Below are 17,049 nucleotides of genomic sequence, written 5' to 3'. Positions count from 1 at the left end.
CAAATAAGGTATCCATGTTTACCACTCGTAAATTTATTCTTATAATTCCTGTCAGTTTCATATTTCTAATTACAAGTTGCAACGATAGTAAAGTTACACAATGCGAGCGACTAATTAGGCAGGTGAATGCAGGAACAACGCTGCTGGAAAAAAATAAAGGTTCGCAGGTGACAACAAGCAGGAAGCTTGCTCAGGATTTACAGGATGTCACGAAAAAAACCGAGGAACTGAATTTCCAAGACCCAAAATTAAAAGATTATCAAACCAAATTTATCACAGTATTTGGAACCCTAAGTCAAAATATTGCGAAAGCCTCTAAAGCATTAGGTTCTGCAAAAACAGCACAACCTTCTGTAGATGGAAGAGCAACCATCCAAAAAGCAAAGGATGAAATCGACTCGTCTTTGCAAAAAGCTTCAGTTGCAGCAAAACAGGCAGATTCCATGGCAACGGAATTAAATAAATACTGTAGTCAACCCGAATAGATAAGTACGTGGGTGTTGAAAAGTATCGTTATAACGAGGCAGTAGGCAGTTGGGGTAAGCGCAAACATTTGGGGTAGTTGTGCAGAAGAATTTGAGTTGAATTTATAGATCATTACCGAAAAATTCGGGATATACAGCTACGCCGTTCGACGACGGCTTTAAAGTAATGAGTAAGGAATAAGAAAATAATTTTTAATCTTCACTTATTACTTGTTACTTTACTTGAGTATAATTTCATCCAAAATAAATCATATATAGGACTCATATTTTATTTATGAAATACACCCTGCATATACTTAAACTTTTAAGTGCAAAGCACAGGCTGCGCCAACAATGATCAAATCGGATTTCTATATCCCATTGCTAAAAAGCCCCTCTGCCTCTTATTTAATTGGTATTTATATCCCCGATTAATAATAGCTGGGGTTTTTGTTGGCTATTTTTTGATTTTTATGAAAATATCGTAGAAAAAATTAACATGATAAAATCGAATGATTAACTATAATTTATTGTCCATAGAGAACATATTAAAACCAAGGGTTTACAAGTTAAAAAGTATCCGAAGAAATAGCAAAATCTAATACAAGTTGACTTTTGCAAAATAACAAATTCCATACAACTTTACAAAAATAATTATGAGCAAAATAAAGGAAGAAAAAAACGGCTGAAGATTAGTCCTCGGAGATAAACAATGGTAGTCCTCACAGAGAACATTCAACGTCGATTAACTATACAAACTGTTGAGATTGCACCAAACACAACAGCAATCCGCTCCTTAGATTGGGACCGCGATCGCTTTGACATTGAATTTGGCTTGCAAAATGGTACAACTTACAATTCCTATCTAATTAAAGGCGATCGTATTGCCTTGGTGGATACTTCCCACGGCAAATTCCGCGACCTATATTTAGAAACCCTAAAAACACTTGTTAACCCCAAGGCAATTGATTACATCATCGTCAGCCACACTGAACCCGATCACAGTGGGTTGGTAGAGGATGTATTACAACTGGCACCAAGGGCTACCGTTTTAGCCTCCAAGGTGGCGTTACAATTTCTAGAAAACCTGGTACATGACCCCTTTTCTAAGCGGATTGTCAAGTCTGGGGACAAGGTAGACTTAGGTGACGGACATGTAATTGAGTTTGTCAGTGCGCCAAATCTTCACTGGCCCGATACAATATTTAGTTTCGACCAGAAAACAAAAGCTCTCTATACTTGCGATGCTTTTGGGATGCACTATTGTAGTGACGACACCTTTGATGTGGATTTGGAAGCAATCGAACCAGATTTTCGATTTTACTACGATTGCTTGATGGGACCAAATGCGCGATCGCTAATTAACGCGATGAAGAAAATGGGCGAACTTGGCGACATCAAAATGATTGCCAATGGACATGGACCCCTACTTTACCATCACTTAGACTTTTTGCGGGAACGTTACCAAAATTGGAGTCAAATCCAAGCCAAGGCAGAAACCACTGTTGGCTTGTTTTATGTAGCAGATTACGGATATAGCGATCGCTTGGCTCATTCCATCTCCCACGGTATCTTGAAAACAGGTATCGGTGTAGAAGTGATGGATATCACCACAGCTGATGTCCAAGAAATTCAAGAACTCGCCGGACGTGCTTCTGGAATCGTCATCGGAATGCCTCCTAGCAGCAACATCTCAGCCCAAGCAGGTATTAGTTCCCTCCTAGCTGTCGCCAAAGATAAGCAGTTTGTGGGTTTATTTGAAGCTTTTGGTGGTGATGATGAACCAATTGATAGTCTCCGTCAAAAATTCACATCACAGGGTATCAAAGAAGGTTTCTCTGCCATCAAAATTAGAGAAACACCCAACCCTGACACCTATCAATTGTGTGAAGAGGCAGGAACCGATTTAGGACAAAGACTCGTCCGCGAACGTAACATCAAGCAGGTAAAATCCCTTGATGTAAATATGGAAAAAGCCCTAGGTCGGATTAGTAGTGGACTTTACATCATTACTAGTCAGAAAGACGGTAATAGAAGCGCTATGTTAGCATCTTGGGTTGCCCAAGCCAGCTTACAACCTCTTGGTTTTACCATCGCGATTGCTAAAGACCGAGCAATTGAATCTTTCATGCAAGTTGGTGACAAATTTGTCCTCAACGCCTTAGAAGAAGGTAACTACAAAGAACTCAAACGTCACTTCCTCAAGCGCTTATTACCCGGTGCCGACCGCTTTGGAGATGTCAAGACCCAAACCGCTAAAAATGGCTGTCCGATCCTCACAGATGCCTTAGCATACATGGAATGTGAAATTATCGACAGCATGGAATGTAGTGACCATTGGATTTTGTACTGTACCGTTCAAGATGGTCGTGTTTCTAAGCCTGATGGTGTCACCGCTGTTCGTCACCGCAAGGTTGGTAATTACTACTAAATGGTCTGATAAGGGAAGAATTGGGGCAGGGAGTAGGGAGAAAAGGCTCCTTTCAAGGCAGGACTAACGCAATCACTACGCAGTTACGTCATTGCGACGCAAGGAAGCAATCTCAAAGTCTTGTTTTCATGTCCCAAGGGGACAGGCTAAAAGCCTTTCTTGTAGCTTGCTTCCCGCAGGGTATGCCCAAAGGGCGTTATATTGCCTAAGCTCCCCCTACCTCCCCTGCTCCCCTGCTCTCCCTACCTCCCTACCTCCCTACCTCCCTACCTCCCTACCTCCCTGCCTCTTCATCCAAACTATCTCATCTCTTCACCCAAAATCACTATGACCGATCAACATCCTCGTGACGTGCAAGTGTTACCAATTGCCACTAATACGACAGTTTTACGGGCACGCAGTTGGACAAGACAACGATTTGAAATTGAGTATGCACTTTCTCGTGGAACTACGGCGAATTCCTATGTAATTCGTGGGGATAAAACGGCGATTATTGATCCACCTTCGGAAACTTTTACAGATATATATAAAGAAGCCCTACGTCGCTGTTTGGAGTTAACCACAATTGATTACGTGGTGATTGGTCACTTTAGTCCCAACCGGATGGCGACAATGAGGGCATTATTAGAAATTGCCCCCGAATTAACCTTTGTGACTTCGGTGCCAGGTGCTGCACATTTACGGGCTGCTTTCTCAAACCAAGAGTTGAAAATTCTCACCATGCGGGGGAAAGAAACCCTCGATTTGGGTAAAGGTCATGTGTTGAATTTTATTCCTACACCTAGTCCACGTTGGACTGAAGGACTTTGCACCTACGATCAACAAACCCAAATTCTTTATACAGATAAATTATTTAGTGCCCATGTTTGTGGGGATGATATTTTTGATGAGGATTGGGACAGCTTCAAAGAAGATCAGCGCTATTATTACGATAGCGTCATGGCTCCCAATGCAAACCACATCAAAGCGGCTTTGGAGAAAATATCCGATTACCAAGTCCGGATGTATGCAGTAGGTCATGGTCCTTTGGTACGCTATGGTTTGATGGAGTTGACCAAATCCTATGGAGAATGGAGTCGTTCCCAAGCTGAACGGGAAATAAAAGTAGCTTTGTTATATGCTTCCGCTTACGGGAATACGGCGACTTTAGCACAAGCGATCGCACTCGGACTGACAAAGGGTGGTGTGGCAGTCGAATTAATTAATTGCGAATTTGCCGAACCTGATGATATTAAGAATGCAGTTGAAAGATGCGAGGGTTTTATTATTGGTTCCCCAACTATTGGGGGTCATGCACCTACTCCCATACACACAGCGTTAGGAACAGTGTTATCGGTTGGCAATAATAATAAGTTGGCGGGTGTATTTGGTTCCTATGGTTGGAGTGGTGAAGCCTTTGATTTAATTGAAGGTAAACTCAAAGAAGCCGGATACAAATTTGGATTTGAAACCATCCGCGCTCGCTTCAAACCATCTGATAAAACCTTGAAGGAATGTGAAGAAGCAGCTACAGACTTCGCTCAAATTCTCCGCAAAGCCAGGAAACTCCGCTTACCTCAACCTGCTGCAAATTCCATGGAACAAGCTGTGGGACGGATTGTAGGTTCAGTTTGTGTCATCACCACCAAACAAGGTGATATCTCCGCAGCGATGATGGGTGCTTGGGTATCTCAAGCGACGTTTAATCCCCCTGGAATTACAATAGCGATCGCTAAAGAGCGGGCAATCGAGAATTTGCTTTATCCTGGTTCTAAGTTTGTGCTAAATATTTTGGCAGAAAACAATCACCAAGAGTACATGAAGCACTTCCGGAAACAGTTTGCCCCTGGAGAAGAACGCTTTGATGGCTTTGAAACTGCCCTCAATGATGATGGTTGTGTGATTCTCATGGACGCGATCGCATATTTGGAATGTTGTGTCGCTAAACGGATGGAATGTGGCGATCATTGGGTAATTTACTCAACTATCAACAACGGTAAACTACTTCAACCCCATGCTACAACTGCTGTTCATTACCGTAAATCTGGTACTTATTACTAAGTTCCAGGTAGAAATTTAGTGTTTGTAAAGACGTTCCCATGGAGCGTCTTTACTATATTTCGTAGTTCCTGCTCTAATGCGATCGCACTACGTCGCGCAGTCTTATAACTGCCTGGTTATCAAGGGCATCGCGCTCGATATTGTAGGTTGATGATAGTTTACTGGTAGAATCATACCTATTATGTATGATGACACTTGCCGATTCCTAGCCGAACACTTCTCAGCCGACTTCGCTAGTTGGCTGTTGGGGAAATCCGTCACTCTGGCAGAACTCCAACCCTCTGAACTCTCCCTTGACCCAATTCGCGCTGATGCTCTGATTTTTCTAGAGTCAGATGAAGAAATTTTGCATATTGAGTTTCAAACACTTCCTAAAAACAATATCCCATTCCGTGTTCTGGATTATCGTGTGCGAGCCTATCGAAGAGATCCAACCAAACCGATGCGACAAGTTGTCATTTACCTGAAGCAGACTTCATCGCCCTTGGTTTATCAAACCAGTTTTACAATGGAACGTACCCACCACGAATTTGAGGTAATTCGTTTGTGGGAGCAACCTGCATCGCTCTTCCTACAATATCCTGGGCTGATTCCCTTTGCGGCTCTGGGACAAAGCGAAAATGCTGAAGAAACGTTACGTCAAGCGGCTCAAAGAGTGGAACAGATAAAAGATCCCCAGACTCAAGCTAATTTGTTAGCGGCATCAGGAATTTTAGCTGGGTTACAATTAGATCAGGAAGTGATTTATCGCATATTGCGGAAGGACATCATGCAAGAATCGACTGTGTATCGCTCTATCCTGGCAGAAGGTGAAGTAAAAAAACAAAGGGAAATCGCGCTCAATTTCTTACGAGATGGTTTATCCGTTGAAGCGGTTGCTCATGGAACGGGGTTATCAATCGAAGAAGTCCAACAACTTCAGCAACAACTCAACTAGCTTCTGCAAGTTTGAGTTTATTGTCCTCTGGACATAGCATTGTAGTTTAGCCAAATATGGTCGCATATCTCAAAAAATGGAATGGCATTGAATTCAGAGTTAAAGAGGGTTTCAGAACACATGCTTGCACTTGGCTTGGGTGCTTTAGCCCATGCAAATTGGCATGCAAACTATATGAGTATTGAGAACAGTAAATGGCCTGAGCTTTCAGTTTTGCAAGCAGCTCATGCAGCGGAGATATTAATCAAAGCACGTATAGCCGAGGAGCATCCCTTGCTTATTTTCGAGCAGCTTCCTCGCTCTAAGGTGACTGACAATTTTTTAGAGATGAAGCACTTATTTGAAAGTGCTAGAACTATTCAATACTCAGAATTGCCCGAACGGCTATGGGCGACTACTGGTATGAAACTAGAAAACTTAGAAAAGTATAAATCATTCGGTAGGCTGAGGAATTCTATACAACATTTTGCACCACCACCAGAAATCGATTTCAGTGGAGAAACGATTAATTTCATATTTGAGGTAATAGATCCATTCATTAATACTTGCTGGAGCTTATATGCAATCGACTATAACGAAGACATTGACCGTCATATTTATCTGATTGAGGGATTGGTCGAACGTGGGATTAAATTTCTGATCTCTCCTAACTGTGTAAAACAGCTAAAGCATGTGGACTTTGATTGGCCAAAAAATAATCGAGAGTATGAACAAGAAATGAAGAAAAGGCTTGCGCTTATGGGGTTCATTGAACAAAATAGTAGACATTCATAAATTGTTTGTTGTTCAAACGGCAGCCTATTGCTAGAACTGCATCCCAATTAGTCACTGCTTGCAAAAGCGCTATTTGTAATTCCTCAGCATTCTCAAGATTCAGGTTTAGGGCTGATTTAAAAACGCGAGCTTTATGTTTTCCTTGCGGATGTTCTGGATTGAGACAGTAACCACTGATCTTGTCCACTTCGACTATAGCGCGTTCGGGATTAGGTAATTTCATTCCCTGTTGAGTTTCTCATCATTGTTTAACATTGAGTTCAGAATATAATTTATCAAAAGCTAAAAACAAAATTATCAAAAATCCCTCTCCTAGCTGGAAAGGGACAAATTTTGGCTAAAAATTCAGAAAAAGATCAAAACTCTCCACCTAAAGCATCAACACATCGCTCACATAACAATGGATCATCCTTTGATTCCCCCACATGGGTAGAATAATTCCAACATCTGTCACATTTTGCCCCTTCAGCATCCACTACGCCAATTCCCCAGTTTTCACCAACGGAATTATATTTCAATCCGTCAATTTTTTGAGATGAATCTAGTAGTTCAACTTGGGAAGTAATAAACAAATATCGCAATTCATCGATACCGTTGCTATTTTCTTCCAGTGTTTTGACTTGTTGCCGTAATTCGCTATCGGCTATATACAGTAACACCTTCGCTTCCAAAGAAGAACCAATACTTTTATCAACCCGTGCTTGTTCCAACACCTTGTTGACATCGTTACGAAGTTCCCGTAGTTTCTCCCAGAAGGTGGCGATTTCGGGATTTTGCCATTTTGCATCCAAATTCACCCAACCTGCTTCAAACACCGATTTATAAGGTGTTTTGTAGGGTAAAAATTGCCAGATGTCTTCAGCTAAGTGACAGAGAACAGGCGCGATCGCACGAGTCAAATTCTCCAGTGCCAGGTACAATACTGTTTGGGTGCTGCGACGGCGGAAACCTTCGGGGGTGCTGATATACAGCCGATCTTTGGCGATGTCGATGTAGAAGCTGGATAAATCCACCACGCAGAAGTTTTGCACTGTTTGGAAGAAGCGGAAGAATTGGAAGCTTTCAAAGGCTTCTGTAACTTCGTTAAATACCTCCGTCATTCGGTGTAGCATGTATTTATCGACTGCGGGTAATTTGTCGTAGGGAACTGCGTCTTTTTCGGGGTCGAAGTCGTGTAGATTTCCCAGTAAAACCCGCGCTGTGTTGCGAATTTTCCCGCGAATGTCTCCTAGTTGTTTGAGAACATTTTTACCGATGCGTTGGTCGTTGGTGTAATCTACTGAAGAGACCCATAACCGCAACACGTCTGCACCGTAGGGTGGTTCTTCTTTCTGATTTTTTCCACCTTCGATGACGACGTTGGGATCTAGAACATTTCCCAAGGATTTACTCATTTTGAAGCCTTTTTCATCCAGAGTAAAGCCGTGGGTTAAGACGGTTTTATAGGGGGCGCAATCGTTGACAGCTACACTAGTAAGTAAACTCGATTGGAACCAACCGCGATGTTGGTCTGAGCCTTCCAAATATATATCTACTGGGTACTTTGATAACTCTTGACGCTGTTTAACTACTGAAGCCCAAGAAGAACCCGAATCAAACCACACATCCATCGTATCAAAGCCTTGACGATATCTGCGTCCATTATTGCGGTACTGTTCGGGTAGCAATTCTTCTACAGACATTTCCCACCAAGCATTAGAACCTTTTTCAGCAAAGATATCCCGAATATGGTTGATGGTTTCTTCTGTCATTAAAACTTCGTTGGTTTCCTCATCGTAAAATACGGGGATTGGTACACCCCAATTACGCTGCCGAGAAATACACCAGTCCGAGCGATCGCTTACCATGGGAGTTATTCTATTTTCTCCCTGTGGTGGTATCCAACGTACTTGGGCAATTGCATCCAAAGCGCGATCGCGGAATCCCTCAACTGAGGCAAACCACTGCTCTGTTGCTCTAAAAATCGTCGGTTTTTTAGTTCGCCAATCGTAGGGATATTTGTGTTGATAGGGTTCTTCTTTAAGTAAAGCACCAGCAGCTAACATGGCATCCAAAACTGCTTGGTTGCCGTCACCGAGGACATTTAACCCCGCAAATTGTCCTGCTTCCTCTGTAAAGTTGCCACCATCATCCACAGGGGAAAGAATTGGTAAGCCATATTTTTGTCCGGTGATGTAGTCTTCTTGACCATGACCTGGGGCAGTATGAACTAATCCTGTACCGCTCTCTGTGGTTATATAATCGCCGCCAATGACGATGGGACTCTCACGCTCAAATAGGGGATGTTTGTATGTTGAATGTTCTAAATCTTTCCCTTTAACTGTGGTTTTTACGGTTAATTCCACATTGAATTTTTCGGCTAGAGAATCTATTAAATCCTTCGCCACAATCAGGTATTTGCTGGAGACGTTCCACTGTGTATCTGCATTCGAGGCAACTTGACCTACTTCCACAACAGAATAATCCAAATCTGGATTCACCGCCACAGCCAAATTCGCCGGAATTGTCCAGGGTGTCGTCGTCCAAATCGCTACACCCAAACTTGGTAAATATTCCCCTAAAGCTGACTTTGCACCATCCGCCAAACTCACCATTGGGAAGGCTGCATACATACTTCTCGAAGTATGTCCCTCTGGATATTCTAACTCAGCTTCAGCCAAAGCCGTCCGCGAACTGGGACTCCAATTTACAGGTTTCAAGCCGCGATAGATATACCCTTTCAAAAACATCTGCCCAAAAACATCGATCTGGGCTGCTTCATATTCCGGTGTCAGCGTGAGATATGGATGTTCCCAATCACCCCAAACACCGTATCTTTTAAAGCCTTTGCGTTGCCCTTCAACTGCTTCCAGGGCAAATTCATGAGCTTTTTGACGTAACTTCAACGGGGTTAATTCTTGACGTTCTGCCTGCTTCATATTTTGCAGAACCTTCAACTCAATCGGCAATCCGTGGCAATCCCAACCGGGTACATAACGTACCTTCCGACCTTGCATGAGTTGGTAACGGTTAATAATATCTTTAAGGATTTTATTTAAAGCATGACCAATATGCAGTGAACCATTTGCGTAGGGTGGTCCATCATGGAGTATAAATACATCGCCTGGATTTTCTTGAGAAAGGCGAGCGTAGATTTTATTTTCTGCCCAAAATCTTTGTATTTCTGGCTCACGCTTGACAGCGTTCGCCCGCATATCGAATTTTGTTTTGGGTAAATTTACTGTATCTTTGTAACTTTTAGCTTCTGTCACTGCTCTGATGGGTTAATGAATATGAGGTCAGATTTTCACTATTATCGTTGGAAATGTGGAGAGTAGGAGATTTTGTAATGGGAATAATCATGTTTGGATTACCAAAATGTTTGTAGTATGAGTGTAGCATTAAAAGCGCGATCGCGTTGACCAAAAAAACTAGATTATATCTATCTTAAAAAAAGAATCCCAGCAACCATTGATTTGTCCCAAAGATAATTTGAATTGTTATTACAGCAGTTTTCACCTATTTGAACCACATCAGCCCATTAGACGGCGGTTTCAACTATTGGCGGGCGTGGGATTAGGGAAAATCTAGGGAATTCAATACTTCTGTTTACACCGTAGCCTCTTAAATCTACCGAAAGCAACCGAAGAGAAAGTTCGGGAATTTTATTTTCAGCATTATCAACAGAAAACAGATACTTCTCACCAGCTTTTGCCATGCCGCGATATATTTAGAGAGACAGTAAGTAGTCGAACAAAGGACAGAAATCAGCAACCGTGCAGATAACATTTTTAGGGACTAGCTCTGGTGTACCCACGCGATCGCGTAACGTTTCAAGTGTAGCTCTACGATTACCTCAACGAGCAGAAATGTGGTTATTCGACTGTGGTGAAGGCACCCAACATCAAATTTTACACAGTGACCTCAAGGTTAGCCAACTATCCCGAATCTTTATCACTCACATGCATGGCGACCATATTTTTGGTTTAATGGGGTTGCTGGCTAGCTGTGGCTTGGCTGGGAATGTGGATCGTGTTGATATCTACGGTCCAGCAGGGTTAAACGAATATCTTCAAGCTTGTTCCCGTTATTCCCACACTCATTTCTCTTACCCTGTTAAAGTTCATACAGTTAAACCCGGTGTAATCTACGAAGACGCAGAATTTACAGTTAGCTGCGCCCAACTGCACCACAGAATTCCCGCCTTTGGCTACCGCATCGCCGAGAAAGACCGTGCAGGGCGGTTTGACATTGAAAAAGCCCAAGCATTAGAAATTCCCCCTGGTAGAGTTTATGGTCAACTCAAACGGGGTGAAACTGTCACCCTCCCCGATGGACGCACCATCAACGGTAGCGAATTATGCGGACCAACTGAAATCGGGCGTAAATTTGCCTATTGTACCGACACCGTATATTGCGATGGGGCAGTAGAACTTGCCCGCGATGCCGATGTGGTAATTCATGAAGCCACATTTGCCCATCAAGATGCTGAGATGGCTTTTCAACGCTTACACTCAACCAGCACGATGGCTGCTCAAACCGCACTGACAGCGGGGGCACATCGATTGATTATGACCCATTTCAGCCCCCGTTATGCCCCTGGAAACTCAGTAGAATTGAAAGATTTACTCAAAGAAGCCAGAGCCATTTTTCCTAACACCGAAATGGCATACGACTTCATGATGTATGAAGTTCCTCGCAGACGCGATCAGCAATTGGTGACAAGCAAAAGTTAGTACATCAATTATGATGAGTCGCGGATTTATAGCGCTTCTTAGTTGACAGGAGTTACGCAATCACTACGCAGTTACGTCATTGTAAAAAAAATGTATGTGACCAATTACCCGACCCGCCCTATCGGGCACCCTCCCCGCAAGCGTGCAATGTACACACAAGTATCGAATTCCCCAGATTTTCTATAATTCCACACCCGCCAACGGTTGAAACCCACCGCAGTCGCTACAACGGGGGGAACCCCCGCAACGCGCTGCTCGCTGTCTAATAGCTAAAGTCATCTACAAGATGACTGAATATTTTTGGTTTTTAGTCCATTGAAATGGACTTGTGCTGTGAGACTGGGATTTTCAATCCCAGGCGGAGTGAGGGATTTACCGATTTTCAAATTGGTATAAAATTTATAATTTTTTCCTGACTGATAGATTTTTGTTACCGGATGGGTAACATAAGAACAATTCCCTAACAATCGCTTTATAAACTAACCTACGAAACCAATACATTACTGCAAAGTGAATGTAAAGATATGGCACATTTTAGTTTTGTCGGATATAAATTGAATTATTCGTTGAGGAATTTTAACTTCCGGACAATTCTGAAAAAAACATAGTAAAACAAAATTTATCATTCAATATCTAGATATTTAACTTCTTGAAGAAGGCGGATATCTAGAAAATTTTCAGCGGTATGAATTGAGCCTGGTAAACATATTATCAGGTTAAACTCACGTTGTAAAAACATTAAATAATTAGTATAAAATCCCTTAACAGGAAAGCAGCTATGTCTCGAAAAAGTGAGTTAGTCAAAGTCATCCAAAATTTATTCCAAAAACTTCGCTCTCACTCTCCCTCCACAATTCGAGAGCAACGTTACTGGCTAATACGAACTTTTCTAATTAATCAAAAGAATTCTAATTGGGCAAACTCTGGTTTTGTTTTACCAACGGTTGCAATGGTGGCTTTGGTAGTTGTTTTACTCACCACCGCAATTTTATTTCGTTCTTTTGAACGGTCTAAAAATGCAGGTAATGTCAGGCTTAACGAAACCGTGATGAATGCGGCTTTACCTGCTATTGATCGAGCTGCGGCAAAATTGGAACAGTTATTTAATGACCCTTCACTACCACGTTCAACACCATCAGATGTGGCGCTGTATGATGTTATTAAAAATAATAAGAAATACAATTTAGGTGATGAAGTTCGTTTAAAGTTAGCAAAAGATATTAATGGTGGCACAATAGCCACTGATACAACTAATTTACAGAATGATGAAACTCTAAATACTGCCTGGAAATATCCTGTAGATACAAATAACGATGGTAAATTTGATACTTATACACTTTATGCGATTTACTTCCGTAGTCCTACTAGAAATACTGCGACGAATCAATTTAATCGTGCCAGAAACCCACTAGAAGCCCGAACTCCACCGATGGATAAAAGTCAAATTGGTGGTGCTTGCGGAGCAGCTATTGGTACTAGTGCAAGTTTGATTGGTGATTCTGATTGGTACAAATCATCTGGAAGACTGTCTAAAAGCTTTTTTGTTTATACAGTTAATATTCCCATAGAAAATACAACAGGACTTGATACGAATAGATATCAAATATACAAAGGTAACAAAGGATTTTCTGCATTAGAGTATCAACAAGATCGAGAAAGGATTCCTGTTAATAGTAAAGCCGTATGGTTTGAGAATGATTTAGAAATTACTCCTGGTAGCGCACTGTACTTAAATGGTGCAGTTCACACCAATGCTAACTTGCTAGCTAGTGGACAATATAATGATAATGATATTATTTTCCGTCAAGTTAGTAGTCAAAATTCCTGTTTTTATGAGCAAGAAAATGCCAAGATAACAATTGGCGGAAACTTCGGCACGGGAAACGTTTCCCAAGGAACAACTGCTCCCAACAAGACAATTAAAATCGATAGATTTTTAGGTTATAAAGCTACACCAGGAACCAACTCCATCGGTGGGTCAACTACTGAAAAATCAACAACATTAACTGGTGGTAACGTAATTGGTCATAATGATGCTGCTTACGATAGACGCATCAGCAAAATGAAAAATGAAGCTTTGAGCTTGTGTACTGCTTGTGATACCGCCACTACAGTCGCTGCTCTCACAACCGCAGTTAATGGAAAGGATGATAGATACCCTAAAGAAGTTCTAGATAACTATAGAACACGGGTGGCTCAAAGCACAGGTATTGATAGGGACGCAGCTTACGATATTCTAGGTGAAGAACTTGAGCTATACGTCAGGAATCGTACTATGCGGGTGCCCTTTGCGATAGTATCCCAAGCCATACCTACTGATGCTCAAGCATTAGGTACATACGCAACAGGTAACGTGTTTTCAGGGACTGGAATTATAGATGTGCCTGCGGAGTGGAGAGACATAAGCACCACAAATACAGGATTAACACTCGCTCTTGATAAGTTATCTGCAACCGAACCAACAACGCAGAAAGAAAGCGGAAAAGAAACACTTCCAGGCGATCGCATTCTTCTTGGAAATAACTTAGCTGCTTACTGGAAAAATAGTAGTGGTCAGTACATAACTGGTGAAAAAGCCCGTCAACAAGTGGATGATGGAACCACTAAATGGAATGCACCTAGCGGGACTGATAAAGCCCGTACCCGTGCTACTCAGATTCAACCACAACTCAACTTAGGGGTGACAGATCGTAACGACTTTTGGGAGCAAAAAGCTGCTGAAGACAAAGATGCAACCAATCCGCTTGCAAATGTTGGTGGTTTACGTGTAGTAACTGGTGCAGGTATATATGTAGATGATGATGGGGTTACACGTACAGGAGATACTCCAAGCTATACACGTAGTACCAACTCTTTCTTGCCATCACCAAAGGATACTTTTGCCCCAGGTGTCCTTCCTGCTAATGAAATTCCTGGGGAAACTGGTCTTGATACTAATTTTGTTGATACCAGCACTGCTCAGACAGTTGCAGGCAGAGTTCCAAAACCAGCCCAATATAGAAATGCTGGAACTACTCAACAAAGCAATATAGTGGTTTGGTCGGATGCGATGCCAATGAGTAGTCCTAATCCTACCGACACCAGGAAGGGTGATCTATTAATGCGGGCAACGGCTGTTTACCACTACAAAAATAACGCCACCAATGTTGTTAGTCAGCAGCCTATCGCCTGTGTTAGCAGCTACTATGATCCCACCAATGAAACTACTGCAAAGAATTCGACAAGCCCTACAACCTTACCTGATGGTGGCTTGGGGACTAATCCACAAGGAAGATCCAATAATGGAGTAACCTATGGCTTTCCTGGTCGAACTAGTATTACAACTTACTTAAATACCCTCAAGCGTCAAGCCAGATTAGTTTTTCCCAACGGACGTATCGTTAATGAACCATTGCGAAATGCAATGCAGAAATATACAAGTAGCACTTTCACTAACTTTACCTATGCAGATTATTCGGCAGTTGATACTGCGTTATGCTCACTTGCAATTCTGAATGGAGCATCTCCAAATAATTCTACAATTGCTCATGGAGCAATTAGAGAAAGAGCATTTTTAGACTCTAGAGAAGTTAAGACAGTTCAGAATTCAGTTGACTACCAAGACAGTACAAAACAAGGGCAATACGACCTGGAATTAGAACAACGTCAGCCTTTAGAGATGCGCGTTACTGAAATAGATATGGGCTATCTTGCTGGAAGAACTTACAGCACAGCTGAATATTTATTGCCAAAGAGTGGGATTGTCTACGCGACTCGTGATGATGCACTGCAAGATTTAAGTTATGCCACCATCGATACGAATGCAAATCGCCTTACAAATTCCAGACAATTAGAACGAATTAAATTATTTAGTCAAACTGACTTTAAGCTAGACCCAACTCGTCGTCCAAGTGGTATCCGACTAATCAATGGAAGTAATTTGGCAAGGGGCGGAGCAAACTCAACAACTTACGATCAGGCAGAAAAAGGCTTAATCTTAGTTAGTAACCTACCTGTGTATGTAAAAGGTGATTTCAACCTTCATAGGACTAGTTCAACTGCTACAACTCAAATTGAAGAATTTACACAGAAAGTAACTGACACGTCTGATAGTAAATTTTATGGCGATCGCACAACCCCTGATAGTAACTTTGGTTGTCGTCCAGGAAGAACCGGATGTCCAGCAACAGGTGGCGATCTCTGGCGACCATCGACAATTATTGCTGATAGTATCACTTTGTTGAGTGGCAACACTCTTACAACTGGTTTCCAGGATGGTTTTCGTAATCATGGCGATTACGATCTAAGAAATAATGCTCTTACGCTTCCTCCTAGTTCGTCTATCCCTACATTGGTAAATAATTTTGTTACTACATTTGATTGGGTTCATACTACTGGGTATCCAAAAGCTGCATATAAAACATCGTACTTAGCAAATGGTGTAACACCAATTCAACGTAGAGCAGCATTTGGTGAATACTTGATGGAGATTTGCGATCAACCAATTGCCTCGCAATGCGATCAAAATAATCCTGACCATTGGTCTGTTTTTCTTACTAATGGAGTGAAAAAGAAAGCATCAGAGATAATAACCAAAGATATCGATGATATTAATGGGAATAGTTCTTTAATACGACTTATTTCTGGTACAACTGCAAAACCACCAGACACAGGTTATGAGCGTTATCCACGTCGAGTGGCTTTTTCAAGAATATTGACTCCTGGTACTACCATTAACAATTTACAACTGGATGGTACGCTTCCAATCCCACTTGGAATTAGATCAGGTGTAGTTACGGAGACTAAATACAGCGACTTTGCCAATACAAAGCCAACACCAACACCACTAACACCAACCGCATTATGGTTTAGAACCACTCATACTCCCGCCTCACCCACAACCAATCCAGACTATGCCACTGATAAGCCATTATTTATTCAAGCTCAAGCTCCAAGCCTTCAAGGACAGCCGCTCCTAGCACCAGTTTTACAAATATATAGTCCAGAAGGGTCCCCCGCAGTTACCACAGGCAGAACTGCCACATTACCTGTAGGAGGTGGTACTGTACTAATTCAAAGCCAATGGGTACAACGAGCATTAGATACTACTTTCAACTCAGCATTTGTTGGGGGTAACGCTCCTAGTCGTCCAGAAGAAGAATCTGCTGGTTTACATAACTTTGTAAGATTTTTGGAAAATTGGGATAGTCGAACAGCTTTTATCAGCGGTAGTTTTATTCAGTTTAAACGCAGTTCTTATTCCACTGCACCGTTTGCGTCTATCTTAGTTTCCAGAGCTAACTCCCAAAGCAGTAATACTCTTACTACTACTGGTTCTGCTCCCAGCAATAACATCAGTATTTTCGACTTCCGTTTTAACGTCTATAAAACTAATAAAGGAGCTCCAGAGGGTACATTACCTTATTACACACCTCCTACAAGGGTCTGGGGTTTTGATGTGGCATTACTATCACAGCTACCTGACTTGTTTGCTCAACGATTTACAACTCCTGCTGTCGGCGCACCTTCGGAGTTTTTCCGGGAAGTGGGTAAAGATGATCCGTGGGTAAGCACTTTGTTATGTGCAAAAGAATTACCAACATCAACTAGTACAACCTGGTCAAAAGATGCGGTTCCAGCTAGTTATCGTCCTGCAAGTTGTCCAACTGGCAATTATCCATAATAAGGTGCTGTTTACTGAGGTTGAAT

At 42.0% G+C, this 17,049-nt stretch carries 10 protein-coding genes; 7 read left to right on the top strand and 3 right to left on the bottom strand.

All coding sequences use genetic code 11. The features are described 5' to 3' along the window. Window positions 1-14 precede the first annotated feature (14 nt). From CAL6303_RS20695 to CAL6303_RS20675, 5 genes are all read left to right on the top strand, one after another. Entirely contained in the window at window positions 15-485 is a 471-nt protein-coding gene (locus tag CAL6303_RS20695; RefSeq protein ID WP_015199784.1) for a hypothetical protein, read from the top strand. Between the two features lie 691 nt (window positions 486-1,176). After that, complete coding sequence (locus CAL6303_RS20690; RefSeq protein ID WP_015199783.1) at window positions 1,177-2,895, top strand: diflavin flavoprotein; 1,719 nt, start codon at window positions 1,177-1,179, stop codon at window positions 2,893-2,895. Window positions 2,896-3,222: 327 nt separating this feature from the next. Further along, window positions 3,223-4,935, top strand: coding sequence for a diflavin flavoprotein (locus tag CAL6303_RS20685; RefSeq protein WP_015199782.1), 1,713 nt, complete (start codon window positions 3,223-3,225; stop codon window positions 4,933-4,935). A 181-nt stretch (window positions 4,936-5,116) separates the two neighbouring features. Next, a complete protein-coding gene (locus CAL6303_RS20680; RefSeq protein WP_015199781.1) occupies window positions 5,117-5,872 on the top strand; it encodes an Rpn family recombination-promoting nuclease/putative transposase in 756 nt (251 codons plus the stop codon). 81 nt (window positions 5,873-5,953) lie between these two features. Beyond that, window positions 5,954-6,646, top strand: a complete 693-nt coding sequence (locus tag CAL6303_RS20675; RefSeq protein ID WP_144051070.1) for a hypothetical protein — start codon at window positions 5,954-5,956, stop codon at window positions 6,644-6,646. Here the strand turns inward: CAL6303_RS20675 and CAL6303_RS20670 are convergent. The 3 genes from CAL6303_RS20670 to CAL6303_RS30455 form a co-directional block, all read right to left on the bottom strand. Continuing rightward, window positions 6,618-6,869, bottom strand: a complete 252-nt coding sequence (locus tag CAL6303_RS20670; RefSeq protein ID WP_015199779.1) for a DUF6883 domain-containing protein — start codon at window positions 6,867-6,869, stop codon at window positions 6,618-6,620. The two genes, CAL6303_RS20675 and CAL6303_RS20670, sit on opposite strands and share 29 nt — an antisense overlap. 133 nt (window positions 6,870-7,002) lie before the next feature. Further along, window positions 7,003-9,897 (bottom strand): isoleucine--tRNA ligase, encoded by a 2,895-nt coding sequence (gene ileS, locus CAL6303_RS20665; RefSeq protein ID WP_015199778.1) that lies wholly within the window; start codon window positions 9,895-9,897, stop codon window positions 7,003-7,005. A 269-nt stretch (window positions 9,898-10,166) separates the two neighbouring features. Continuing rightward, the gene (locus CAL6303_RS30455) at window positions 10,167-10,343 is read right to left on the bottom strand and encodes a hypothetical protein (RefSeq protein WP_015199777.1); all 177 of its coding nucleotides are present in this window, start codon (window positions 10,341-10,343) and stop codon (window positions 10,167-10,169) included. Window positions 10,344-10,401: 58 nt separating this feature from the next. On the opposite strand from CAL6303_RS30455, the gene CAL6303_RS20660 reads away from it, so the two are divergent. After that, window positions 10,402-11,361 carry a ribonuclease Z gene (locus CAL6303_RS20660; RefSeq protein ID WP_015199776.1) on the top strand — a complete coding sequence of 320 codons (960 nt, stop codon included), beginning with the start codon at window positions 10,402-10,404 and terminating at the stop codon, window positions 11,359-11,361. 778 nt (window positions 11,362-12,139) lie between these two features. Then, window positions 12,140-17,023, top strand: a complete 4,884-nt coding sequence (gene hpsA / locus CAL6303_RS20655) for a hormogonium polysaccharide biosynthesis protein HpsA (RefSeq protein ID WP_015199775.1) — start codon at window positions 12,140-12,142, stop codon at window positions 17,021-17,023. Window positions 17,024-17,049: the final 26 nt, after the last annotated feature.

Source organism: Calothrix sp. PCC 6303 (assembly GCF_000317435.1).
GTDB lineage: Bacteria > Cyanobacteriota > Cyanobacteriia > Cyanobacteriales > Nostocaceae > PCC-6303.
The sequence above is the reverse complement of the archived record's forward strand: the minus strand, read 5'-3'. Positions and strand labels throughout refer to the sequence as shown.

Coding starts and splice junctions, on each gene's coding strand:
- CAL6303_RS20695 (WP_015199784.1), top strand. CDS start 15: ATGTTTACCACTCGTAAATTTATTCTTATAATTCCTGTCAGTTTCATA.
- CAL6303_RS20690 (WP_015199783.1), top strand. CDS start 1,177: ATGGTAGTCCTCACAGAGAACATTCAACGTCGATTAACTATACAAACT.
- CAL6303_RS20685 (WP_015199782.1), top strand. CDS start 3,223: ATGACCGATCAACATCCTCGTGACGTGCAAGTGTTACCAATTGCCACT.
- CAL6303_RS20680 (WP_015199781.1), top strand. CDS start 5,117: ATGTATGATGACACTTGCCGATTCCTAGCCGAACACTTCTCAGCCGAC.
- CAL6303_RS20675 (WP_144051070.1), top strand. CDS start 5,954: ATGGCATTGAATTCAGAGTTAAAGAGGGTTTCAGAACACATGCTTGCA.
- CAL6303_RS20670 (WP_015199779.1), bottom strand. CDS start 6,869: ATGAAATTACCTAATCCCGAACGCGCTATAGTCGAAGTGGACAAGATC.
- CAL6303_RS30455 (WP_015199777.1), bottom strand. CDS start 10,343: ATGGCAAAAGCTGGTGAGAAGTATCTGTTTTCTGTTGATAATGCTGAA.
- hpsA (WP_015199775.1), top strand. CDS start 12,140: ATGTCTCGAAAAAGTGAGTTAGTCAAAGTCATCCAAAATTTATTCCAA.